The organism is Thalassospira australica (genome assembly GCF_000763295.1).
Classification (GTDB): Bacteria; Pseudomonadota; Alphaproteobacteria; order Rhodospirillales; family Thalassospiraceae; genus Thalassospira; species Thalassospira australica.
In genome coordinates this window covers 595,841-619,067 of record NZ_JRJE01000031.1, presented here as the reverse complement: position 1 = coordinate 619,067, position 23,227 = coordinate 595,841, and the positions used below count along the sequence as shown (strand labels likewise).

The window sequence follows — 23,227 nt, the reverse complement described above, 5'->3', positions numbered from 1 at the left end:
GCCGGGAACCACCTGATCCCTTCCCGAACTCAGAAGTGAAACCAGCCTGCGCCGATGGTACTTTGTCTTAAGGCACGGGAGAGTAGGTCACCGCCGGGCTTTCCAAATACAGCACCATATTCCCTATAAACACGTGACATCCTAGAAAACCCTCGACCTTCATTGGTCGGGGGTTTTGTCGTTTTGGCATATTTTCAGGCCATTAATCCCAGAAGGTCCCTCACGGCTTTGTGAGCACTTGGTCATGTAACCTCACGGCGCTTTGACAATGCGTGTGCGAATGGTGCAGTGACCGCAGTGCTTATCCCCCTTACGGTTAAATCATCACTTTGATGTGGTGTTCCGAATTTAACCGAAGGGAAACGACGATGAAAAAAGCAATGGTTCTGGGCGCAGCATTGAGTGCTGCTGTTTCAATGGCTGCTGTTGAGCAGGCGTCTGCAGATGGCGCAAAGGAAAAATGTTTTGGTGTATCACTTGCCGGTCAGAATGACTGTGCAGCAGGTCCGGGCACGACCTGTGCCGGGACGTCGACTGTCGATTATCAGGGCAATGCCTGGAAGCTGGTTCCGGCAGGCACCTGCGAAGATATGAGCTTCACCACGGCAGATGGCCGCGAAGTGATGGGCAGTCTTGATGCGCTTGAGCGCGATATTCCCCAGGGCTAAGTCCCTGACCCCTGAAGACGGTCAGTGCACGCCTCCCCCCAAGTTTGCCCCGGTGTGCTGACCGTCTTCCCCGATTTTCTTGATGTATGTTGGTCGATAAATGATGGATGAAGGTGCGGCTATGGAACAGGTTAGCAGGTTTTCCGAGCTTCCCGAAACGGCCGGTGTCGGTTTTAAGGCCGAACATGCTCAAGATGTGTTTGGCGGGGAGCCATCTGTCGGCTGGTTTGAAGTCCATCCGGAAAACTACATGGTTGCCGGTGGGCCACGTCTTGCCATGCTTGAAGAATTATGCGGACGCTATCCCGTTTCCATGCATGGGGTTGGATTATCCCTCGGCGGCGGAGAGAAGCTTAGTGAACGTCATTTGGCCGATCTCAAGCGTCTGGTGGATCGGTTCAATCCCGCGATGGTGTCCGAACATATTGCCTGGTCGTCGCACGAAGGCCTTTATATGGCAGACCTGCTGCCAACCCCGATGACCGAAACATCATTGGATCAATTGGTTGGCGCAATTGATCAGCTGCAGGATTATATTGGGCGACGGATTTTGATCGAAAACCCGACTTCTTATTTGGGGCTACCGCAAAATTCGATCCCTGAACTTGAATTTATCACCGAAGCTGCACGGCGTAGCGGGTGCGGTTTGTTGATTGATGTGAACAATGTTTACATCTCGGCTCATAATCTTGGTTTTGATGCTAATCGCTTCATGGATGCCGTGCCCGGCGATCTGGTGGGGGAAATCCATCTGGCCGGACATGAACAGGATGCCAACCCCGATGATGATGTTCTGATCGATACTCATTCACGCCCGGTCGCAGATCCGGTCTGGGCGCTTTTTGATCGCCTGATTGCGCGTATTGGTCCGCGTCCGACCCTGATTGAATGGGACAATGATGTGCCAAGCTGGGATGTTCTGGCCCGTGAGGCGGCACGCGCCGATCAGCATTTGGTCGCAATGTGCGAAAAACGTTTTGAGGCAGCGTCATGAATGACCTTAAGGCATTTTATGACGGGTTTTCTGATGCGTTGCGTCATCCTGATCCAACGGCATTGCCACAGGGAATGGAAGACAGAGCGGCACACCGGTTTGCAATTTACCGCAACAATGTTCATCGCGGACTGTATGACGCGCTTGGTGCGGCCTATCCCACGGTACGCAAACTTGTTGGCGAGGGTTTTTTTGGCAAACTTGCCCAGGGTTTTGTGCAAGGGGAAGCCAACCGCCCCGGATCGCTTGCCCTGTATGGGGATGGCTTTGCCGATTTTCTTGATGGGCATGCGGTCATTGATCGTTTGCCATATGTAGGCGATATCGCGCGGCTTGAGCGCGCAGGACTTGAGGCAAGCAACGCCCGTGATGCGCAGCCATTGATGGCAAATGCATTGGCAGGGATTGAAGATCAGCTTGAGCATATGATGCTTTTGGCCCATCCGGCTTGTCGTCTGGTCCGCTCAAGCCATCCGATTTTTGCCATTTGGCAGGCACAAAACAACGCCCCCGATGCGACGGGAAACAAAGTCAGTATCGTTCAGCGCCCCGAGGCGGTTTTAGTTGCCCGACCGGCGATGCAGGTGGAAATGCGGTTCCTTTCCCCCGGACAGGCAGCGTTTTTGGCGGGATTGGTCGAGGAGGGCCTGTGTCTTGCTAAGGCCTGTGCCAAGGCCATCCAGGCCGATCCCAACTTTGATGTGACACAGAGTTTTGCAGAATTATTGATGGCCGGTGCGTTTGATGCCCGCTTTGAAATTACGAAAGGACACGGGCATGACTGCGCGTAAACTGTTTGAGTGCTATGGCGTTGCCGAAGACAAACTTGATGCCCTTGCCCGGCGCGATTTTCTGGCGTTGGCCAGTCGGGCGATGTTTGTCGTTTTGTTGCTGCCGTATTATTTCAACAGTGCCCTTACGAAGCTTGATGGTTTTGGGCTGAGTGCCGGGGCCTTTGCACAGATCCTGCCGCCGATTGCCGAGCAGTATCTTTATGATACGTCCGCCATTCCGTTCTTCCCATGGCATCTGATTGTCTGGACCGGGACCCTTGGTGAGTTCATCTTGCCGATCCTGATCCTGATCGGGCTTTTCACCCGCGTGTCCGCCGTTGGCATGATTGGCTTTGTTGTGGTTCAGACAATTGTTGATGTCGCGTTTCATGGCGCGGCACTTGGCGCGCTTACCAATGGATTGCCGACCGAACTGATTGATCAGCGTTTGCTGTGGATCTTTGTACTTGGGCTTTTGATTTTCGCTGGCGGCGGGAAGCTGTCGGTCGATCGGCTCCTGTCGCGCCGATGGGCGTAGGCGCCTTTTAGTTCGGCCACAACATCGGCGCCATTGATCCAACCAAAAGCCCGGCCATGATGATGTTGAAAATGCGGGTTCGGTTGCCTTGGTTGATGAAGGACCGCATGGCCACCCCAAACATGGCCCAGCTTGAAATTGACGGAATATTGACCAGAGCAAATACCGCGATCATCGCCAAAAGCCCCGGTATGCCTGCGGACGGGACGGTATAAGTGACCGTGACGATCAGGGCGACAGTCCATGCCTTTGGGTTGAGCAGCTGTAACATCGCAGCCTGAACAAATCCGATGGGTTTTGCTGCCGCCGGATCGTTGCCTTCAAGCGATCTGATTTGCGATATCTTGTAGGCAAGCCACAGGATATAGCCAAAGCAGATAAAGCGCAGGGCGTCCTGCACGACCGGGAAACGTTCCAAAATCTCGCCAAGGCCCAAGCCAACCACGAACACCATCGACAGAAAACCACTGCTGATGCCAAGAATCAGTGGGATTGTGCGGGCAATGCCGAAATTGGCGCCTGACGCAAGAAGCAGGAAATTGCCAGGACCGGGCGAAACGGACATGACAAAGGCAAAGCCGATCAGGGCGGTAATGTTTTCGGGGCTCATGATTTCATCATCCATCTGAGGGTGTGTTTTGACGATCATTGATCATTCCCGACCGCACGTCTTTGCGATAAACTACCAATAATTTATCAGATCGTTCCAAATTGCCTTGGTGGATAAGGTGCAGCAAGATGTATTGAGTGACGTTTGTGCCGGATTGCGTTTACGCAGTGATCTCTATTTCACGGCGGAACTGGCAGATGATTTCAGTGTTCTTATTCCCGCTGACGGTGCGCGTATCCGGTTTCATCTGGTTTTGGCCGGCGGCTGCAAGCTTGTTCTGTCCGACGACGAACCGGCACTTGATCTTTGCCAAGGCGACCTTGTTTTGGTGCCAAATGGCCGTGGGCACATTCTGTGTGATGCACCGGGACGCGAAGCGGTAATGTTATCTGATGCGATGGCGGCCGGGTTTGACCCGGTTGCCGGGGTGTTGCGCAATCAGCCCGATGGTCGGGGTGATGTGCGTTTGTTGTGCGGGTTTTGTGCCTTTGACGACGATGTTCGTCATCCGGGCTTTGGTTTGATCGATGATCACGTAATCCTGCGTGCAGATAATGGCGGTGTCGATTTTGGACTGACTGCGCAATCATCCATCGTTGCGATGATCCAGACGCTTGCGCAAAACGCCGAACCTGGTTGGCGCAGTGCCTTGGCGCGTCTGATGGAGGTCCTTGTGATTGCGCTTATGGCAGCACAACTGCAACGCTCTGACATGCCACAAGGTTTCCTTGCCGGATTGGCCGATGCCAAAATTGCGCGGGCTTTATCAAGTATCCATGCCCAGCCGGAAGGTGATTGGACCTCGGACCTGCTCGCCCAACAGGCCGGCATGTCGCGGACGCGCTTTGTTGTGCGATTTGGCGACTGCGTCGGTGTTGCGCCCATGCAATATCTGCAAAATTGGCGCATGCGCCGGGCCAGGGCGCTTTTGCGCGATACCAATCTGTCGATGGATGAGATTGCCTTGCGGTGCGGCTATCAATCGATGCCGGCATTCTCGCGGCGGTTCAAAGCGCAATTTGGGGAAGGGCCAGGGGCATTCCGGCGTGGATTGCGAAAGCCCGAGGCGATGTCATAACCCCTGTGTCGAAACCTATTTTGCTGCGGCCCGGTCGTTTTGTGCACTTACGTCGCGCAGGCTTGCAAGGTATTCCTGGCTGATCTCATGCACCGCCATGATGTGCCCATACAACAGGTCTTCGGCTGCCTTGACGTCACCGCGCAGGATGGCATCGACAATGCCCTGATGTTCTTCGTGTGAGGACGCAAGGCGCGTAAGGCTTTGGAACTGCACACGGCGAAACGGGGCGACGCGCCGACGTACCGCAAGGGTCACATCCACCAGCACATCATTATGGGTGCCGCGATACAGCGTGTTGTGAAATGACCGGTTGAGGGTTTCATAATTGTCGCTATCGCCCAGGCGGACGGTTTCGGCCAGCTCGTGATGGAGCTTTTCAAGGTTGTGACGTTCACCACTGGTCATGCGCTTGGCGGCCAGGCGCCCGCACATGCCTTCTAGTTCTGCCATGCTTTCAAACATCGCGGTTAAACGTTCCGGGGTCGCAAGCGAGACATATACACCCCGGTTGGGGATCTTTTCCGCCAGTTCGGTTGCTGTAAGCAATTGTAAAGCTTCGCGAACAGGCGTGCGTGATACGCCAAACCGCTTGGCCAAAAGCGGTTCTTCAAGGCGTTTTCCCGGCGGAAGTTTGCCCTTCACGATGTCGTCTTCAAGCGCCTGACAAAGCTGCTGGGCAATGCCGATGGGTTCGGATTGCTGCGACGGGGTAGAGAGCGTTTGATGAAGCTCGATCATATGGCGTTTTGAACCCTTCTTGCGTGGTCTGAATGATCTCCTCTTATTCAGATGTATACACGATTTATCTGACCAAATCCAAGTATCCCGTTGGTTGTGGAGCGAGATGATTTTTTCACGCAAGAAACTGCCCATAATTTATGCGGTAAAAATGCGCATTGCCTTAATATGGTTAAATAATATGCATTGTGGTTTTCTGAAATTTTGTGAAAATCAATTAAGTTATTGAAAAACAATAAATGGCATGTGGGTTGCAAGATGTATACACATGGCGGAGTGGGTTCCGCTGGAGTTTCAGGCCCATTGATTGGGCGATCTCTATCAGGGAGACATCAATGACAAACGTTAAGCGACGTGATTTTCTTACCAAATCTGCGATCGGTGCTGCGGCGACCGGTGCTGGTGTGATTGCCGCCCCGAACATTGTTCGTGCGCAGGAAACCTTTAACTGGAAAATGACCAATGCCTATGGTCCGGGCTCGCCATTCTATGCCACGGGTCCGGGCAGCCCGGAAGATTTCTGCAAGCGGGTTAAGGAAATGTCGAATGGCCGTTTGAACATTCAGCATTTTGCCGCTGGTGAATTGATCCCGGCACTTGAAGGTTTCGACGCGGTTCAGGCCGGTACGGTCGAAATGAATGCCGCGAACGCCTATTTCTGGGCTGGTAAAATCTTTGCTGCACAGTATTTCACGACAGTGCCATTTGGCCTGAACTTCCAGGGTGTGAATGCCTGGCTGTATCATGGTGGCGGGCTTGAGCTGTGGCACGAAGTCTATCAGCCCTATGGTCTTGTTGCCTTCCCGATGGGCAATACCGGCGTTCAGATGACCGGCTGGTTCCGTGAGCCGATTGAAAGCCTGGATGATTTCAATGGCCTGAAAATGCGTATTCCGGGTCTGGCTGGCAAAGTTTATCAGCAGATCGGTGTTGAAGTGAAACTGCTTCCAGGCGGGGAAATCTTCCCGGCACTTGAGCGTGGTGTGATTGATGCCGCCGAGTTTGTTGGCCCGTATCAGGATCGCCGTTTGGGTCTGCAGAAAGCTGCGAAATACTATTACACCACCGGTTGGCATGAGCCGTCCAACGTGACCGAACTTCTGATCAATCAGAAAGCCTGGGAAAGCCTGCCGGCTGATCTTCAGGCGATTGTCAAGAATGCGGCACAGGCATGCAACCTTGATAGCCATTCATGGTGTGAGGCCAACAACGCAGCCGCCCTGCGTGATCTGGTCGAGAACTTTGGCGTTACCGCCCAGACCTTGCCCGACGATGTCGTTAACAAGCTTAAAGGCATTACCGCAGATACGCTTGAAGCCGAAGCCGCCAAGGACCCGGTCACCCAAAAGGTCCATGACAGCTTCATGGCATTCCGCGATACCCACCGTGAATGGGCCGCGATCAGTGAAAAACCCTATCACGGCATCGTTTCATCCAAAGGCGGGATGAGCTGATATGAAGTCGACCCGTATTAAACCGTTACCTGACCGTATGTTGGGTTGGGTTGTCGATACTGCCGGATGGGCTGCCGCGATCAGTGGTCTTGCCCTTGTTCTGGTGGTCGGCGGCAATGTTTTGCTGCGCTATCTGTTTAATTCCGGAAGCGTTGCGATGCAGGAACTTGAATGGCATCTGGTTTCACCAATTGCCCTGATGGGGATGGCTTACGGTATGCGCCATGGCGGTCATGTGCGGGTCGATTTTCTCTATGAACGTCTGGGCGTGCGCGCCCGGGCGATCATCGACCTGTTTTCTGCAGCCCTGATGGCGATTTTGGGTGGGGCGTTGATCTGGTTTTCGATCCCCTATGTCGAACAATCCATCATGATGGGCGAAGGCTCACCCGATCCGGGGGGCTTGCCGTATCGCTTTTTGCTTAAGGCCTTTATTCCCGTCGGGTTTGGTCTTTTGCTCGTTCAGGCCATTGCACAGGGCCTGATCAATTACCGAGAAATCATCGCTGGCAACGGCGATCCTGCCTTTGATGCATCTGCTGCGGTCACGCAAAACGGTGCAGGAGACTGATCAGATATGACCGGAAATGAATGGCTGGCCATCGGTATGGTCGGGGGCTTTTTTGGCTTCCTTGTACTCGGTGTGCCGGTGGCGATCTCGCTTGCGATTTCGGGATTTGCCTTTGGAATAATGGGTTTTGGCACAAATTTGTTCAACCTGTTGCCCGCACGCGTTTATGGCGTTGTGACCAACTATACGCTTCTTGCTCTGCCGCTTTTCATCTTTATGGGGGTGATGCTTGAAAAGTCCAAGCTGGCCGAGGAACTGATAGATGTCATCGGTCATGCCATGGGCCGTTTGCGCGGCGGCATGGGTCTTGCGATTGTGATTGTCGGCGTTCTGATGGGGGCGTCATCGGGGGTTGTGGGCGCGACCGTTGTTACGGTTGGCCTGTTGTCGCTGCAGCCGCTGATCAATCGCGGCTATGACAAGGGGGTCGCCAGTGGCGTGATTTGCGCATCGGGCACCCTGGGACAGATTATCCCGCCCAGTCTTGTGTTGATCCTTTTGGCCGATATTCTAGGTGGGTCTGTCGGTACGCTGTTTGCGGCGGCAATGGTGCCGGGGCTTATTCTGGCAGGGATGCTGGGGCTTTATCTGGTTTTGCTCGGGATTTTCAAGCCCGACATGGTGCCCGCCATCCCGCAAGATGAGCGCGACACCATGAGCACGCAGCAATTGCTGATCAAGATTGCCAAGGTGGTTGTGCCGCCGCTGGCGCTTGTGTTTGCTGTGCTTGGCTCCATCGTTGGCGGGGTTGCTGCCCCGACAGAGGCCGCATCAATGGGGGCACTCGGGGCGCTGATACTGGCGTTGATTTCCGGGCGGCTTAACTTTGGTGTGATGCGGGACGTCTTGCATGACACCCTGATCACCAGTGCGATGGTGTTCTTTATTCTGATCTGTGCGCAGCCCTTTGGTCTTGCGTTCCGTGGCTTGGGCGGAGAGGGGCTTGTACATGCCATGTTTGAATGGGTGCCCGGCGGCGATATGGGCAATCTTCTGTTCATGATGGCTGTGATCTTTGTGCTTGGCTTCTTCCTTGAATGGATCGAGATTTCCTACATCGCACTGCCGATGTTCCTGCCGGTCTTCCTTAATAGCGGGATTGATATGGCATGGCTTGCCATTCTGGTGGCGATGAACCTTCAGACAAGCTTCCTGACCCCGCCATTTGGCTGGGCGTTGTTCTTCCTGAAGGGGGTGGCGCCAAAATCGGTTTCAACAATGGATATTTATCGCGGGGTCATACCGTTTATCGGCATTCAGGCAATCGCCCTGATCCTGTTGTTCGTGTTCCCGGAACTGACAAGCTGGTTGCCAAACCTGATCGGCTGGTAGGCAGGGTTTCTACAATGTGAAAAGGCGCTGACCAGAAACGCAAAACAGCGCTATGACCAGATCAACCGGACATGCTGCAGTCAAGACGCAGCATGTCCGAAACGTTGCGGCAGGGAGGCCAAGGCAAGATGTTACGTTCAAGAACCGCTGTCGGGGGCATGGTTACAGCTCCTCATCATTTGGCTGCCCAGGCCGGGCGAGATGTACTGCGCGAAGGCGGCAACGCCGTTGAGGCAATGATTGCCGCAGCCGCGACCATTGCGGTTGTATATCCGCATATGAATGCGATTGGCGGTGATGGTTTTTGGCTGATAGCCGCGCCGGGCAAGGATCCGGTTGCCATTCGTGCTTGTGGTGGTGCGGCGGGGCTTGCGACCCCGGAATTTTACCGTGAGCAGGGCAAGGCTGCGATCCCGGCGCGCGGACCCCTTGCGGCGCTGACGGTCGCGGGGGCCATTGGCGGCTGGCAACGCGCCGCCGAAGTGGCAACGTCACTGGGCGATAACATCCCGATGACACGCCTGATGGCCGATGCCGTTCATCATGGCAAAACCGGGGTGCCGGTTACGAAATCCCAAGTGGCATTGACCACCAGCAAAATGGCGGAGCTTAAAGATTCTCCGGGCTATGTTGATACCTATGCCGCCGATGGCATTCCCGAAATTGGGGACGTGCTTAAGCAACCGGCCCTTGCGGGAACGCTTGAGCATCTTGGGCGCGTTGGCTTTGATGATTTCTATCGCGGCGATATTGCGCGCAGCAACGCGCAGGGGCTTGAGGCGATTGGTAGCCCGCTCAGGCTGGCAGATTTTGAGGGGTATGACGCCAAAATCATGCCGCCACTGTCTGTCAGGCTTTCGACCGGGACGGTGTTTAATATGGTGCCGCCAACCCAGGGTGTTGCATCGCTGATGATCCTTGGTCTGTTTGATCGCCTTGGTCTTGCGGGAGCAAAGCCCGATGAATTTGATCACATCCACGGATTGATCGAGGCCACCAAGCGCGCGTTCCTCAAGCGTGATGCCCATGTTGGCGATCCGGACCGCATGCGCATTGATCCGATGACGCTTCTGTCTGACGAAATGCTGGACAATGAGGCCGCCAAAATCGATATGAAAACAGCACTGCAATGGCCGCATGTGGCAAAGCCGGGTGATACCATCTGGATGGGGGCAGTCGATGCCAATGGCGTTGCGGTTAGCTACATCCAAAGCATTTTCTGGGAATTTGGTTCCGGCGTCGTCGTGCCCGAAACCGGGGTGCTGTGGCAAAATCGCGGTTCAAGCTTCACGCTGCATGACGGGCCCAATCAGTTGGGTGCAGGCCGCCTGCCGTTCCACACCCTCAACCCGGCCTTGGCGAAACTCAACGACGGATCGGTGCTGACCTATGGCACCATGGGCGGCGAGGGGCAGCCACAAACCCAATCGGCGGTCTTCACCCGCAATGTCCTCTATGGGCAGGACCTGCAAGAAGCGGTTAGCGCCCCGCGCTGGTTGCTGGGCAAAACCTGGGGTGAAGACACCACAACCCTTAAACTCGAAAATCGCTTTGACCCGGCCCTGATCGATCAACTGAAATCCGCCGGTCATGCGGTCGAACTCGTCGGCCCATATGAGGACATGATGGGCCATGCAGGTGGCATTCGCCTGAAACCCAATGGCGTTATGGAAGGGGCCACTGACCTGCGCGCCGATGGAAATATTGCTGCCCTATGATCGGTGCGCTATCGACTTAATGTATGGAGGGGGGGGGGCTTGAGAATGAGTTCCAAAATTATCCATTGTTTTAAATTAGATTTTTTTGTTTAATTGATTTTAAGAGGAAAATGTCAACATGAGAGCAATCTTAAGATGAGTATGTATTTTTGGCAATTTGTAGGTGCGTTCTTTGCATGTATGACCATATTTTATCATTGGGATAAGTATCAGCCTGATGATTCGAGAGATGAGATGTCCTCGTGGTTGGTAAATTCAAAGTGGAAAAATGCGTCGTGGATCGCATATTTTTTGAGGTTACTTTATTTTGTTTCAGGGGATAAATTCTTTTCATTGCGCCGTATGTTTGTTTTTTCTTTGTTGAGCGTAATTATCTCGGTATGTGTGTTTTATTTTGGATTTTTTGTCCAAAATGAAGTTTTTATCGGAATGGGTATTCTAGATTTTATTCTTAAGTTTGTTGCAAACGGAGGGTTTGTGATATTCTTGTTGGTGTATGTTGTTCTGAACTGTGCTTCCGATTTTGTGTCTTTTAGTTTAACCGTTTTTCTTTTCAGGCTGGTTGACGGTCTCAATATCGTGCATTCAGTTGTTGTATTATTTGTCGATATTTGTGTGACATTGGTCGTATGGCTTATTTTCTGTGTCAGTGCGTTGTATTTATCATACAAATTAATTGGATTGACTGTTGAAGAAGTCATGATCGCTTATGAAGGGTTCTTTAAACTGTTTCATCAGGTATTGAGTTATCCAATTGAAGATGTGATTTCCGGAAATTTAAATGGTTTGCAAATTGATGATGGCTTCTTGAAGTCGGATGGGGTTAGGATATATTTCTTTGTTGCCATGGTTGTATTGGCATCATTTTATACGAATTTTTTCGTGACCGTTACGTTGTGGGCATTTGCGCTTTCTTCAATATTTGTGTCTTGGTTGCTTCGATTTGGTGCAAGTCGATTTATCCGACGGTTTATTAATGTTGAGAAGCATCCGGTTATAGTTATCGGTGCAGTGTGTTCAATTGTACTTTCCACGATTTTTGTTACATTGAATGCACGAGGATATGCACTTTAGTTTACGCAATCAGTAAAACTCCCACTCGATCAAATGCCGGTAGGTTTCACCGGGTTTAAGCCAGGGTCTTGGAAAGTCCGGGCGGTTGGGGCTGTTGGGATAGGTTTGCGGTTCGAGCGCGATGCCGCCTGACGGGTGCAGGGACATGCCGTTTTCGGTTTTCATCGCGTCATTGAAATGCTGCGATAGATAGAATTGCAAACCAGCCTCGGTTGAAAACAGTTTCATCGATCGGCCACTCTCGGGATCTGAAAGTGTGGCGATTTGGCGCAATGTGCCGCGGTCGCCATTAAGGCAGAAATTATGATCAAAGCCCTGCGTCGCATTGGGCAGCATGTCCGCGACGCGCTGGGGGTTTCGGAAATCATAACCGGTGCCATTGACAGATTTGGGTTTATCAAGCGGGATCAGCTTGTCATCGACTGGAAGCCAGTGATCGGCATCAATCTGCAGAATATGATTGCTGGCCGTTTGATCGAACTTTCCAGTGAGGTTCCAATAGGCGTGGCTGGTCATATTGACAGGGCAGGCCTGATCGCAAGTAGCCGTTATTTCAAGGCGCAGGCGGTTTTCATCAACAATCGAATAGGTCGCAGTCGTGACCAGAGTGCCGGGATACCCCTGATCCCCGTCAGGCGAGGTCAGGGTGAAAGAAACGCTGCGTTCTGATTGTGCGGTGATGGCCCAAATGCGTTTGTCAAACCCGTCGATCCCGCCGTGCAGATGGGTTGTGCCTTCATTGGCGACAAGCCGGATTTCCGCGCCGCTTTCATCGCAATACCGGGAATTTTCAATCCGGTTGGCATATCGGCCGCAGACAGCGCCGATGTAGCTGTCCTGGGCCATATAGGCATCGTCATCTGACAGGCCAATGGCGATGTTTGTGCCGTTGGGGACTGAATCCTCATACAATTCAAGGGCGCACATACGCGCGCCAAGCGCAGAAACCGTAAGGCGAATCTGGGACGTGGTCAGGCGAATGCGTGGTGCATTTGTGCCCTTTTTGCGTGGGGCTGGCTGGGCTGTTTCCGCGTTGGGTTTGGCTGCGTTCATTGGTGTTTGTTCCTCCCGTAGGCTTTGATTTTTCTATGTTAATGCCAATCACGCAATCGCGAAAGGCGATGTGTTTCCTTGCCGTGCAACTATCTGGTTGAGTTCGCTCAACTCATATTGTAATACTATATGGCTTTTAAGCAATAAAACCACACATAGGGAGGAAATCGTGGTGAATTTTAAAAAGCTTGCAGTTTCAACTGCAGCGCTTGGTCTTGCACTTGGTCTTTCGGTTTCTGCGCATGCAGAAATGATGATTGGTTTCTCGCAGATTGGGTCGGAAAGTGGTTGGCGTACGTCGGAAACGGCGTCGATCAAGGCCGAAGCCGAAAAGCGCGGTATTGATCTCAAATTCTCTGATGCGCAGCAAAAGCAGGAAAACCAGATCAAGGCTGTCCGTTCCTTCATCGCGCAGGGTGTTGACGGTATTCTTCTGGCACCGGTTGTTGAAACCGGTTGGGATCAGGTTCTTAAAGAAGCAAAAGACGCCGGTATTCCGGTCGTTCTGGTGGACCGTGGTGTTGACGCCAGCGAAGACATGTATCTGACCAAGGTGGCATCCGATTTCGTGGTTGAAGGGGCACTTGCCGCAGCATGGCTTGCTGCTGAAACCAATGGTGTTTGCGATGTTGTTGAGCTGCAGGGAACCGTTGGTTCGTCTGCTGCCAATGACCGCAAGGAAGGGTTTGAATCCGTTGTTTCGAACTTCCCGGCGATCAACATCATCCGTTCGCAGTCCGGTGACTTCACCCGTTCGGGCGGGAAGGAAGTCATGGAAAGTTTCCTGAAAGCGGAAAACGGCGGCAAGGACATCTGCGCGGTTTATGCCCATAACGATGACATGGCACTGGGTGCCGTTCAGGCAATCAAGGAAGCCGGTCTCAATCCGGGGGAAGATATTCTGATCGTTTCAATCGATGCCGTGCCCGATATCTTCAAGGCCATGGCAGACGGTGACACCAATGCCACCATCGAATTGAACCCGCATTTGGGTGGTCCGTCCTTTGATGCGATCAAGGCATCGATGAATGGCGAAGAAGTGCCGAAATGGATCAAGGCCAATGGCCCGCTGTACCTGCCAGACACCGCAGCCGAAGAATATAAAATGCGCAGCAAGTAACACACGAGCCTCGGTGCTGTGACCTTCGGGTCACGGTGCCGGGTGTGTGGCTGAACATTAATACGGACGTACTCCGATTTTATCGGGGTGCGTCCGGCTGTATCGGCAATAAAAATCAAAGTTACAGGGAGAGGGTGAGACAATGTCAGACACCTCACTTTCTGCAGGTCCGCAGGACACAGTGCTTTCGGTGCGCGGTGCCGGAAAGTTCTTTCCCGGCGTGAAAGCCTTGCAGAATGTCGATTTCGACCTCAGACGCGGCGAAATTCATGCCCTTCTTGGGGAAAACGGGGCGGGTAAATCGACCCTGATCAAGGTGATTACCGGGGTACACCCCCGCGACGCCGGGACGGTATTGCTTGAAGGGACGGAAATTGATCCGCAGCATCCCGGTGATGCCCAGGGATTGGGGATTTCCACGGTTTATCAGGAAGTCAATCTGGTGCCGACGCTTTCGGTGGCTGAAAACCTGATGCTGGAACGTCAAACCCGCAAGTTTGGCCTTATTTCATGGAAAAAGACCGAGGCGGACGCAAAACAAGCGCTTGAAACGCTTGGTCTTGATATCGATGTCAACCGACCGCTTGGGTCCTATTCGGTTGCCATCCAGCAGCTTGTCGCCATTGCGCGCGCTGTTGCCCTTGATGCCAAAGTCCTGATTTTGGACGAACCTACTGCATCGCTTGACGGCGAAGAAATCCAGACGCTTTTCCGCATCATGCGCGCGTTGCGTGACAAGGGGTTGGGCATTGTTTTTGTTACCCACTTCCTTGATCAGGTCTATGCCGTAACTGACCGGATTACGGTTTTGCGCAATGGCCAGCTTGTCGGCACCTTTGTCACCAACGAACTTGAACAGATTGATCTGATCAATCACATGCTGGGCCGTGAATTGGCCGAGGTCAGTGCGCACCGTCATCAGGACGAGGGCAGCTACACCGGACCCAAACGCGAAATTCAGGTCAAAAACCTTGGCAAAAAACGTGTACTTGAACCGGTGTCACTTGATTTGCAAGCAGGCGAAATCGTTGGCCTTGCAGGGCTTTTGGGATCAGGGCGTACCGAACTTTCCGAACTGATCTTTGGCACGCAGCGCGCTGATAGTGGTCTGGTCTTTATTGATGGGGAACCGGTTTTGCTGCGCTCCCCGCGCCATGCGATCCGGGCCGGTTTTGGCCTATGCCCGGAAGACCGCAAACAGGATGGTATTGTCGCCGAACTGAGTGTGCGCGAAAACATCGTGCTGGCCCTTCAGGGACGCAAAGGATGGTTGCGGCCGATCCCGCGTGCCGAACAACAGCAATTTGCCGATGACATGATCAAGGCACTTGGCATTGCCACACCAGACAGCGAAAAGCCCGTCGGGCAGTTAAGTGGTGGCAATCAGCAAAAGGTCATTCTCGCACGCTGGCTGGTGTCCAAGCCGATCCTTCTGATCTTGGATGAACCGACGCGCGGCATCGATGTCGGGGCACATGCCGATATCATCAAGCTGATCAAGGAACTGTGTGACGAGGGGCTGGCATTGCTGGTGGCCTCATCCGAGCTTGAAGAAATCGTCGCCTTTGCTGACCGGGTTGCGGTCATGCGTGATCGCGTAAAGGTCTCCGAACTGGTGGGGGCCGATATCACCCAGGACAATATCATCGAGGCAATCGCCCGATGACCAGCTTGCAAGACAAAAAGAAATTACGGGAAAGCAGCGCAATGTCTGCATCTTCTTTGATAAGTCGGCCCTGGTTTGGCCCGGTCGCGGCACTGGTTTTGATCGTGCTGGGCATCGGGGTGATCTCGCCGGACTTCTTTAACATTCGTATCGTTGACGGGCATCTTTATGGATCGCTTGTCGATGTCGTGCATCGCGGGGCATCAACCGCCCTTGTTGCGGTGGGCATGGCGATTGTGATTGGGACACGCGGCATTGATTTGTCCGTGGGCTCGATCATTGCCATTTCCGGTGCGGTGATGGCCGTGCTGATCCGTGATACCGACCTGCATCCTGTCGTGATCATTCTGGCCGCCCTTGGGGCCGGGATCCTGTGCGGGCTTTGGAACGGTATTCTGGTGGCCTTTCTTGATATTCAACCGATCATCGCAACCCTGATCCTGATGGTGGCCGGGCGCGGGATTGCCCAGATGATTACGGGTGGTCAGATCGTGACTTTCCACGGTGAATTCTTTGAGGCAATCGGCAGTGGCTATTTGCTGGGCATACCGTGGCGGGTGATCATTGCCGCCGCCGTGATTGCCGCGATCTATGTCATCATGCGCCGAACTGCATTGGGCCTGTTTGTTGAATCCGTTGGTGGCAATGCGCGCGCCAGCCGGGTGGCAGGCATTGATGCGCGCGGCATCAAACTGATGGCGTACGGCGCATCCGGGCTTTGTTCGGCCTTTGCAGGGATCATCATTGCGGCCGATATTCGCGGGGCGGATGCCAACAATGCCGGCTTGTGGCTTGAACTTGATGCAATCCTTGCGGTGGTGATCGGTGGGGCGTCGCTGATGGGGGGCCGGTTCTTTATCGCCATGACCGTTATTGGTGTTCTGATCATTCAGGCCCTGACGACGGGGATATTGCTGTCGGGGCTTCCGTCGCAATACACGCTGATTGTCAAAGCGGCTGTGGTGATGGTTGTTTTGCTTGTGCAGGCACCAAAATCACGGGAACTGGTTGGGCAGGCCATGGCGCGCATGAAGCGGGGGAAATCAGATGAAAATTAATGAACGGTTTTATCCGATCCTTGCCACGATTGCGGTTCTGGTACTGCTGTATGGCTATGGGATATTCGAACATCGGGCCTTTTCCGATACCTATGTTCTGGGCGCGCTTCTGACCGATAACGCCTTTTTGATCATAACCGCCGTTGGCATGACTTTTGTTATTCTTTCAGGCGGGATTGATCTTTCGGTTGGCTCCATGATTGCCTTTATCGGGGTTTTGATGGCCGAACTTGTTACCGGCTTTGGCATGCACCCGATAACGGCTGCGGTGATTGCAATGATTGTCGGGTCGGCATTCGGCGCCTTTATGGGGGCGATGATCGCCAAGTTCGATATTCAACCCTTTATCATAACCTTGGCGGGCATGTTCTTTTTACGCGGGGTGTGTTTCCTGATTAATCTGGATTCCGTTCCGCTTGATCACAGCTTTGTCTCCGACTTTGCCGGGTTCAAGGTGCCTTTGCCCGGTCGCGGATGGCTAAGCGCATCGGCCTTGCTGATGCTGGCGACCGTGATTGGCGGGGTGATCATTGCCCATTTCACGTGCTTTGGGCGGAACGTCTATGCGATTGGCGGGGATCGCGCTTCGGCTGCGCTTCTGGGCATTCCGGTGCATAGCACCATCATTCGCGTTTACACCTTGTCTGGCTTCTTTAGTGCGCTTTCAGGCGTTGTCTTTGCCTTTTACACCGCATCGGCCTATCCGCTTGCAGCGGTCGGGGTGGAACTTGATGCGATTGCCGCAGTGGTGATTGGCGGAACGCTTCTGACCGGGGGGATGGGCTTTGTGATGGGAACGTTCTTTGGCGGGATCATCATGGGGGTTATTCAGACCCTGATTGCCTTTGACGGGTCGCTCAATAGCTGGTGGACCAAGATCATGATTGGCGCATTGCTGTTTGGCTTTATCGTTTTGCAGCGTCTGATCACCCGATCGTTCTCGGGCATGCGGGCCGGTGCGACATAAAGCCGGTATCTGAGTTTGAATTAACGAAGCAAGGGCGGCCAGATTTGGCCGCCCTTCATTGTTTTTGTGTTTTATGATCAGCAGCCAGAGCAAGTCTCGCCTTCGTCAGAGCAGACGTCGGCAATCTTGGCTTTCAGGTTGTTAGCCGATTGATCTGCTGCCTTGTAGCAGGCGCTGCCCGCTGTTCCGGTCTTGAGTTGATCGCCCTCGACAAAGTTATAGTGATTTGACCCGCTGCTATAGGTCAGGAAGTTTTTGCCGCAATGCAGATGCGGGTAAGTGTTGCCATCATCCGCACCGGAATCCGTGTAGTAGGTCTGATTGGAACAATAGTCCTTCTTGAGGTTCGCCTGCGCGGTTTGGGCCGTGACGGCAAGTGCGATCAGCGCACCAAGCACTGTCATAAGGTGTTTCATCACATACTCCTTCAAGATGAAGAAAACCGGCCAAAGGGCCGGTTTTGCGACGTCTCAGCGTATGTGTTGTGAGCAAATGCCTCTACAGCCCGATCTGGTCCCAGTCGTGTTCGACGGCCATGCCCAGTTGCTGGCGCAATTGGCGCATGGTTCGGCGCAGCAATTTATGCATGGTTGCGCGTGCTTCTTCCGGGTCACGATGGCTTATTGCGGCATAGACCGCCTGATGGTCGGGCAGGGATTGCACCTTGGCGGCAGGGCCGCCCGATGACAGGCGGAACGATCCGATCAGGGCGGTTTCGATCAACATGCCAAATGATTTCATGAAATCGTTGCCCGATGCATTGAGGATCCCCTGATGGAACTCAAGGTCGGTAAGATAGACCGCCTCTGTATCGGGTTCAGCCTTTTCCATCGCATCATAGGCATCACCAATCGCCTTGATTTCTTCTGGCGTGGCGCGGATGGCGGCCATGGCGGCTGTATTGGGTTCGATGATCAGGCGGGTTTCAAACAGCGCATACAGAAATTTCGGTTCCGGGTCCGGGAAGTGCCAGGACAGAACATCGGGATCAAGCAGATTCCAGCTTGACCGCGGCTTGACCCGTGTGCCGGTTTTCGGGCGCGATTCAATCAGGCCCTTGGCCGACAGGATCTTGATGGCCTCGCGCAATGCCGTGCGTGATACATCAAGGGAGTCGCTTAACGCCGCCTCTGTCGGAAGAACATCGCCCGGTGCCAGTTTGCCCGAAACAATCCGCGCGCCCAGATCGTGCGCAACAATGCTGTGCAGGCTGCGTTTGGCATAGGTTCTTGACATGGACGACATAGATTTCCTCCGGCGTGGCCCTGATTGGAATACAAAAGGTAAAAGGCCCGCTTTGATATTATTCATATAATATGAATTAATTCGCAGAGCAACTTATCTGGCCATCAATGGCTTGTATTGCAAAGTATATAATTATTTCGGGCAGGGTGCGGACAGTTGATGCGAACCCGAATGGGTTATTGCAAAGGTGATGATATCATAAACCAGTGGCGGACATATCCAAAGAACTCTGTTCGGGCGTTTGACGCTTGACAGGCCCGGATATCCTGATCATTAATGTTATTGTATGAAGAATTAAGAAGCGTAATTTCAGGAGGAAACATCAGGGCCATGGGCAGGCGCAACCATCCGGGCCATTAATCCGGTGGCTTGATCGAAATGTGCAGCGGGCCAACCTGTGCTTCAGGAATTTGGTTTTGATGCGCTGCTCAAGTCCTGAAATGATGCATCCTCTGAGAGTTGCGGATTGAAAATCGACCAGTTGCGGGGTGGAAACTCCGTGGTTGGTTGAGAACATAGAAACCACATAGAAATCACACGACGGGAGATGAAACGATCATGTCTGATCGCATGCCGACACATTACACAAGCCTTGAAGATAAATCGGTATTCATCACCGGTGGCGCATCTGGCATTGGCGAGGCGCTTGTGACTGCGTTTGTCGCGCAGGGGGCAAAGGTTGCCTTTGTTGACATCATGGAAGATGCCGGGAATGCCCTTGTTGAGAAACTGTCCAAGGGCGCGCGCAATGCGCCGGTCTTTATCAAATGCGACCTGACCGACATCAACGCTCTTCAGGGGGCTGTTGCCAAGGCAGCCGAAATCAATGGTCCGATCACGGGTTTGATGAACAATGCCGCCAATGACACCCGCCACAAATGGCAGGATGTTACACCGGAATACTGGGATGAACGCCAGGCGATCAATATCCGCCCGTCCTTCTTTGCCATTCAGGCCGTTGCGCCGATGATGCAAAAGGCCGGTGGCGGTGCGATTGTCAATTTTGGCTCCGTCAGCTGGATGATGGGGCAAGGTGGTATGCCCGGCTACACCACGGCAAAGGCCGCAACCCATGGCATGACGCGCGGCATGGCGCGTGATCTTGGCAAGGATCATATCCGTGTTAACACGCTTGTTCCGGGCTGGGTCATGACCCAGCGCCAGCTTGACCTTTGGGTCGATGAGGCCGCTGAACGCGAAATTGATGCGCGCCAGTGCCTTAAGAACCGGGTGATGCCGGACGACATCGCGCGCATGGCGCTGTTCCTGGTTTCCGATGAAAGCCGGATGGTCACAGCCCAGAACTTCATTGTTGATGGCGGCTGGGTCTGATCTGACGCCAAACGCATTTGTTTTCCGTACGTTTACTTACGATCGATCAGGACAGAATTTGATGAGACTGGTTCAATATAAGGATACCGCTGGCGCGCAGCATGTTGGCGTTGTCGAAGATCAGGCAACACTGGTGGCGCTTTCGGGCGTTTCGACCACCCGCGAACTTGCCGGCATTGCCATCGAGCAGGGCATCACCATGATCGCGGCCGCCAAGGCCCGCATGGGGGAGGAGCGCCTTGATTACAACGCGATTGCCGCCGAAGGCCGCCTGTTGCCGCCGATCACCCACGCCGATCCGGCGCACTTCCTTGTTACCGGAACCGGGTTGACCCATCTGGGGTCGGCATCGGCACGCGCAAACATGCATACGTCCAATAACAAGGCCGCCGACGAGACAGATTCCATGAAGATGTTTCGCATGGGTGTTGAGGGCGGCAAACCGGCCGCTGGCGAAACCGGTGTTCAGCCGGAATGGTTCTATAAGGGCGATGGCTCCATCGTTTCCAATCCGGGGGCAGACATCCCAAGCCCGTCCTTCGCCCTTGATGGCAGTGAAGAGCCGGAAATTGCCGCGGTCTATGTGATTGATCCGGATGGCAACCCGGTGCGCATCGGTTTTGCCATTGGTAACGAGTTTTCCGACCATGTCACCGAACGTCAGAATTACCTGTATCTGGCGCATTCAAAACTGCGTGCCTGTTCGATGGGGCCGGAATTGCTGCTGGGTGAATTGCCAAGCCATGTTGAGGGCACGTCACGTCTGTACCGGGATGGCAAAGTGATCTGGCAAAAACCGTTCCTGAGCGGCGAAGACAATATGTCGCACAGCCTTGCAAACCTGGAATATCACCACTTCAAATATGATCTGTTCTGCCGTCCGGGTGATGTGCATGCGCATTTCTTTGGCACCGCGACGCTGAGCTTTGCCGATGGTGTCACGACCCAGGATGGCGACGAGTTCGAAATTGAAGCAGCCCCCTTTGGTCGCGCACTGCGCAATCGCCTTTCGGTTCAGGCCGAACGCCCGGTTGTGGTTAAAACCATCTGATCATCCGGGGATTTTTGTAATCCAAAGGGGTGTTAAGCCCCGTCTCCCTCTGAACGACACGACTTCCCCGGCTCAAGTGATTGGGCCGGGTTCTTGTTTTTTATGGGCCAAGATAACGTTAATGGTCTTGGTGGAGTGCATGGTCAATTGTCCTTTGCCAAGAGGAGCCAGAAAGCGAAAAGCGGCGTCCGTCCCGCACGCATGGCGTGAAGAATGCCCGGCGGATTGTAGAAGGAGCCGCCGGGGCCCGGCTGGAACCAGGGTCCGTCATCTTGGCTGAAATCGCCGGGGGTCAGGACGAGGTAGGTTTCTTCCGGTGGGTGGGTGTGATCGGGATAGCGCACGCCGGGTGCTAACAGGGAGACGCCCAGCCAGACATCGCTGCGACGTTCGATCCCGCCGGGACCGATCAGGATGGCATTGGCATGGCCCGCCGCGAAATCAGCACTGGCATTGGCGGTCGCGCCGCTGCGCGGCTGCCAGCAAAGCTCGGTTTCCACGGCTAGGAAGGCGTCGGCCAGATGGCGCAAATCCCCCGTCAGCTCGGCCGAAGACAGGGCCTTGTCCAGCCAGAGGTCGCAGACCGGCAGGCGCACGGCATCCCGTCCGGAAGCGGGCCGGACCGTTTCCAGTGCTGCGAAGGCCCGTGCGATGCTGCGGCGCGAGGCCGCGTCGGCGGCATGGGTTGTGAAGGCCGCCTCGGCCGCCGTTACCAGGGTCTGAAGGGCAGGGGAGCGCATGTTGTCCGTGTCCTTTTGCGTTTCGATTACTGGACCTCGAAAAAAGGGGGTTGTCGCCTTTTTTGAACTTTAGTGGACATTTTAGACATTGCAAATGCGTTGAAAGGAAGGACAGCAGGAATATCTGCTGTCCTTGTGATGTCTTGCGGTGGTGACGCGAAAGGGGACTAGGTTTGTTCGCTCGCGACCGGCGCGGGGCGCAGCGCAATTGTCACAACAATCGATGCAACGACAAGCACAGCGCCGCCCACACCAAACACGCCAAGCGATCCGACGAAATCAAACAAAAGGCCACCAATCACCGCACCACTGGCAATCGCTGTCTGGAAACCGGCAACAACCAGGCCGCCGCCACTTTCCGCCTCATCAGGCACGGTGCGCGTGATCCAGGTTGACCAGGCGACGGGAACGCCGCCAAATGCCGCCCCCCAGATCGCGACAAGAACGATGGTCGGGTTAAGAGCGCCATTGGTCATGACCATGCCAAGGGTGGCAACGCCCATGACAAGTGGCATCAAGGCGATGGTCATGCGCAGCGACTTTGCGATCAAGGAGCCGGCCAGATGGGTGCCGATAAAATTGGCAATCCCAAAGCCCAGCAATACGCCAGAAACACCCGCTGTTGCCACGCCCGTCACGTTTTCAAGGAACGGGCGGACATAGGTAAACAAGGCAAAGTGACCGGTAATGATGATAACCAGTGAAAACAGGCCAAATTTCATTCCCGGACGCCGGGTGAGTTCAATCAGGGTGCCCAGTGAGGCCCGCCCGCGCGGCGGCAGGGACGGCAGGGTCGCGAGTTGCACAAGAAATGTGATCACGCCAATGCCAGCCGCAATCAGAAATACACTGCGCCAACTGATGATATCGCCAAGATAGCTGCCAAGCGGAGCGGCAAAGACGGTGGCCGCCGATACCCCGCTAAACAAGATTGCAAGCGCGCGGGGGACGTGATGTTCGGGGACCAGCCGCATGATGGTGGCTGCCGACATTGTCCAGAAACCGCCAAGGGCAATGCCCAGCAGGACCCGCCCAAACAGCAGAAAGGCAAAGTTTTCCGCCAAGGCAACCATCACGCTGGAAACGGCCAGCAAGGCTGAAAAGCTGAGCAGCACATTGCGCCGATCAAAGCGTCGGGTAAGGGTTGCGATCAAAAGGCTTGTGATCAGGGCCAGAACCGCAGTGGCCGAGACCGCCTGACCTGCCATGCCTTCGGTTACCGAAAGGTCGGCCGCCATGGGGGTGAGCAGGCTGACGGGTAGAAATTCAGCTGTCACAAGGCCAAAAACGCCAAGCGTCATGGCAATGACAGCCCCCCATGCAGCCTGCCCTTGTTCGGGCGGTGCGAGGGTTTTGGATTGGGGCGTACTCATGAAATGTCCTATGAATTGTTTTCGTGTGTTGGCGTTACCATAGGCTCGACTTCTCAGACGATCTATGCCAG

At 54.2% G+C, this 23,227-nt stretch carries 23 protein-coding genes and 1 rRNA gene; 17 read left to right on the top strand and 7 right to left on the bottom strand.

Annotation, left to right across the window (positions count from 1 at the left end; translation table 11 throughout):
* From rrf to JF44_RS0116055, 5 genes are all read left to right on the top strand, one after another.
* A 5S ribosomal RNA gene (gene rrf / locus JF44_RS0116075) occupies positions 1 to 99 on the top strand; the annotation flags it as partial.
* Between the two features lie 269 nt (positions 100 to 368).
* A complete protein-coding gene (locus JF44_RS0116070) occupies positions 369 to 668 on the top strand; it encodes a BufA1 family periplasmic bufferin-type metallophore (protein WP_033069925.1) in 300 nt (99 codons plus the stop codon).
* A gap of 121 nt (positions 669 to 789) precedes the next feature.
* On the top strand, positions 790 to 1,662 hold the full coding sequence (gene bufB, locus JF44_RS0116065; RefSeq protein WP_033070035.1) for an MNIO family bufferin maturase: 873 nt from the start codon (positions 790 to 792) through the stop codon (positions 1,660 to 1,662).
* Positions 1,659 to 2,453, top strand: coding sequence for an HvfC/BufC family peptide modification chaperone (locus tag JF44_RS0116060; RefSeq protein ID WP_052065979.1), 795 nt, complete (start codon positions 1,659 to 1,661; stop codon positions 2,451 to 2,453). Before bufB ends, JF44_RS0116060 begins: the two co-directional genes overlap by 4 nt.
* Positions 2,440 to 2,973 carry a DoxX family protein gene (locus JF44_RS0116055; RefSeq protein ID WP_052065978.1) on the top strand — a complete coding sequence of 178 codons (534 nt, stop codon included), beginning with the start codon at positions 2,440 to 2,442 and terminating at the stop codon, positions 2,971 to 2,973. The genes JF44_RS0116060 and JF44_RS0116055 overlap by 14 nt, the downstream gene beginning before the upstream one ends.
* 7 nt (positions 2,974 to 2,980) lie before the next feature.
* Here the strand turns inward: JF44_RS0116055 and JF44_RS0116050 are convergent, their stop codons facing one another.
* Positions 2,981 to 3,622, bottom strand: a complete 642-nt coding sequence (locus JF44_RS0116050) for a LysE family translocator (RefSeq protein WP_052065976.1) — start codon at positions 3,620 to 3,622, stop codon at positions 2,981 to 2,983.
* Between the two features lie 94 nt (positions 3,623 to 3,716).
* Here JF44_RS0116050 and JF44_RS0116045 point away from each other — a divergent pair, with 94 nt between their 5' ends.
* Positions 3,717 to 4,661, top strand: a complete 945-nt coding sequence (locus JF44_RS0116045) for an AraC family transcriptional regulator (RefSeq protein ID WP_156111704.1) — start codon at positions 3,717 to 3,719, stop codon at positions 4,659 to 4,661.
* 15 nt (positions 4,662 to 4,676) lie between these two features.
* Here JF44_RS0116045 and JF44_RS0116040 read toward each other — a convergent pair whose 3' ends face one another.
* Positions 4,677 to 5,402 carry a GntR family transcriptional regulator gene (locus tag JF44_RS0116040; protein ID WP_033069923.1) on the bottom strand — a complete coding sequence of 242 codons (726 nt, stop codon included), beginning with the start codon at positions 5,400 to 5,402 and terminating at the stop codon, positions 4,677 to 4,679.
* Positions 5,403 to 5,737: 335 nt separating this feature from the next.
* Here JF44_RS0116040 and JF44_RS0116035 point away from each other — a divergent pair, with 335 nt between their 5' ends.
* The 5 genes from JF44_RS0116035 to JF44_RS0116015 all read left to right on the top strand — a co-directional run bounded on the left by JF44_RS0116035 (position 5,738) and on the right by JF44_RS0116015 (position 11,551).
* On the top strand, positions 5,738 to 6,856 hold the full coding sequence (locus JF44_RS0116035) for a TRAP transporter substrate-binding protein (RefSeq protein ID WP_033069922.1): 1,119 nt from the start codon (positions 5,738 to 5,740) through the stop codon (positions 6,854 to 6,856).
* Position 6,857: 1 nt separating this feature from the next.
* A complete protein-coding gene (locus JF44_RS0116030; protein WP_033069921.1) occupies positions 6,858 to 7,427 on the top strand; it encodes a TRAP transporter small permease subunit in 570 nt (189 codons plus the stop codon).
* A gap of 6 nt (positions 7,428 to 7,433) precedes the next feature.
* A complete protein-coding gene (locus JF44_RS0116025; RefSeq protein WP_033069920.1) occupies positions 7,434 to 8,759 on the top strand; it encodes a TRAP transporter large permease in 1,326 nt (441 codons plus the stop codon).
* 128 nt (positions 8,760 to 8,887) lie between these two features.
* Positions 8,888 to 10,477, top strand: a complete 1,590-nt coding sequence (locus tag JF44_RS0116020; protein ID WP_033070031.1) for a gamma-glutamyltransferase family protein — start codon at positions 8,888 to 8,890, stop codon at positions 10,475 to 10,477.
* Positions 10,478 to 10,612: 135 nt separating this feature from the next.
* Positions 10,613 to 11,551, top strand: coding sequence for a hypothetical protein (locus JF44_RS0116015; protein WP_156111703.1), 939 nt, complete (start codon positions 10,613 to 10,615; stop codon positions 11,549 to 11,551).
* Positions 11,552 to 11,560: 9 nt separating this feature from the next.
* Here the strand turns inward: JF44_RS0116015 and JF44_RS0116010 are convergent, their stop codons facing one another.
* Positions 11,561 to 12,604 carry an aldose epimerase family protein gene (locus tag JF44_RS0116010; RefSeq protein WP_081944473.1) on the bottom strand — a complete coding sequence of 348 codons (1,044 nt, stop codon included), beginning with the start codon at positions 12,602 to 12,604 and terminating at the stop codon, positions 11,561 to 11,563.
* 172 nt (positions 12,605 to 12,776) lie between these two features.
* Between JF44_RS0116010 and JF44_RS0116005 the strand changes: the two genes are divergently transcribed.
* The 4 genes from JF44_RS0116005 (at position 12,777) to yjfF (ending at position 17,415) form a co-directional block, all read left to right on the top strand.
* Positions 12,777 to 13,724 carry an ABC transporter substrate-binding protein gene (locus JF44_RS0116005; RefSeq protein ID WP_272945642.1) on the top strand — a complete coding sequence of 316 codons (948 nt, stop codon included), beginning with the start codon at positions 12,777 to 12,779 and terminating at the stop codon, positions 13,722 to 13,724.
* A 142-nt stretch (positions 13,725 to 13,866) separates the two neighbouring features.
* Positions 13,867 to 15,390, top strand: coding sequence for a sugar ABC transporter ATP-binding protein (locus JF44_RS0116000; RefSeq protein WP_033069917.1), 1,524 nt, complete (start codon positions 13,867 to 13,869; stop codon positions 15,388 to 15,390).
* A 41-nt stretch (positions 15,391 to 15,431) separates the two neighbouring features.
* Positions 15,432 to 16,448 (top strand): ABC transporter permease, encoded by a 1,017-nt coding sequence (locus tag JF44_RS0115995; protein ID WP_033070029.1) that lies wholly within the window; start codon positions 15,432 to 15,434, stop codon positions 16,446 to 16,448.
* On the top strand, positions 16,438 to 17,415 hold the full coding sequence (gene yjfF, locus JF44_RS0115990; protein WP_033069916.1) for a galactofuranose ABC transporter, permease protein YjfF: 978 nt from the start codon (positions 16,438 to 16,440) through the stop codon (positions 17,413 to 17,415). The genes JF44_RS0115995 and yjfF overlap by 11 nt, the downstream gene beginning before the upstream one ends.
* 77 nt (positions 17,416 to 17,492) lie before the next feature.
* On the opposite strand, the gene JF44_RS0115985 is transcribed toward yjfF, so the two are convergent.
* Together JF44_RS0115985 and JF44_RS0115980 are read right to left on the bottom strand one after the other, a co-directional pair.
* Complete coding sequence (locus JF44_RS0115985; RefSeq protein WP_033069915.1) at positions 17,493 to 17,831, bottom strand: hypothetical protein; 339 nt, start codon at positions 17,829 to 17,831, stop codon at positions 17,493 to 17,495.
* Between the two features lie 82 nt (positions 17,832 to 17,913).
* Positions 17,914 to 18,660 carry a FadR/GntR family transcriptional regulator gene (locus JF44_RS0115980; protein WP_033069914.1) on the bottom strand — a complete coding sequence of 249 codons (747 nt, stop codon included), beginning with the start codon at positions 18,658 to 18,660 and terminating at the stop codon, positions 17,914 to 17,916.
* A 558-nt stretch (positions 18,661 to 19,218) separates the two neighbouring features.
* On the opposite strand from JF44_RS0115980, the gene JF44_RS0115975 reads away from it, so the two are divergent.
* Positions 19,219 to 19,992, top strand: a complete 774-nt coding sequence (locus JF44_RS0115975; RefSeq protein ID WP_033069913.1) for an SDR family NAD(P)-dependent oxidoreductase — start codon at positions 19,219 to 19,221, stop codon at positions 19,990 to 19,992.
* A gap of 61 nt (positions 19,993 to 20,053) precedes the next feature.
* A complete protein-coding gene (araD1, locus tag JF44_RS0115970; protein WP_033070028.1) occupies positions 20,054 to 21,043 on the top strand; it encodes an AraD1 family protein in 990 nt (329 codons plus the stop codon).
* A 143-nt stretch (positions 21,044 to 21,186) separates the two neighbouring features.
* On the opposite strand, the gene JF44_RS0115965 is transcribed toward araD1, so the two are convergent.
* Both JF44_RS0115965 and JF44_RS0115960 read right to left on the bottom strand, forming a co-directional pair.
* Positions 21,187 to 21,783 (bottom strand): dimethylsulfonioproprionate lyase family protein, encoded by a 597-nt coding sequence (locus JF44_RS0115965; RefSeq protein ID WP_033069912.1) that lies wholly within the window; start codon positions 21,781 to 21,783, stop codon positions 21,187 to 21,189.
* A 167-nt stretch (positions 21,784 to 21,950) separates the two neighbouring features.
* Positions 21,951 to 23,156: an MFS transporter gene (locus JF44_RS0115960; RefSeq protein WP_033069911.1), complete on the bottom strand. Its 1,206-nt coding sequence runs from the start codon at positions 23,154 to 23,156 to the stop codon at positions 21,951 to 21,953.
* Positions 23,157 to 23,227 lie beyond the last annotated feature (71 nt).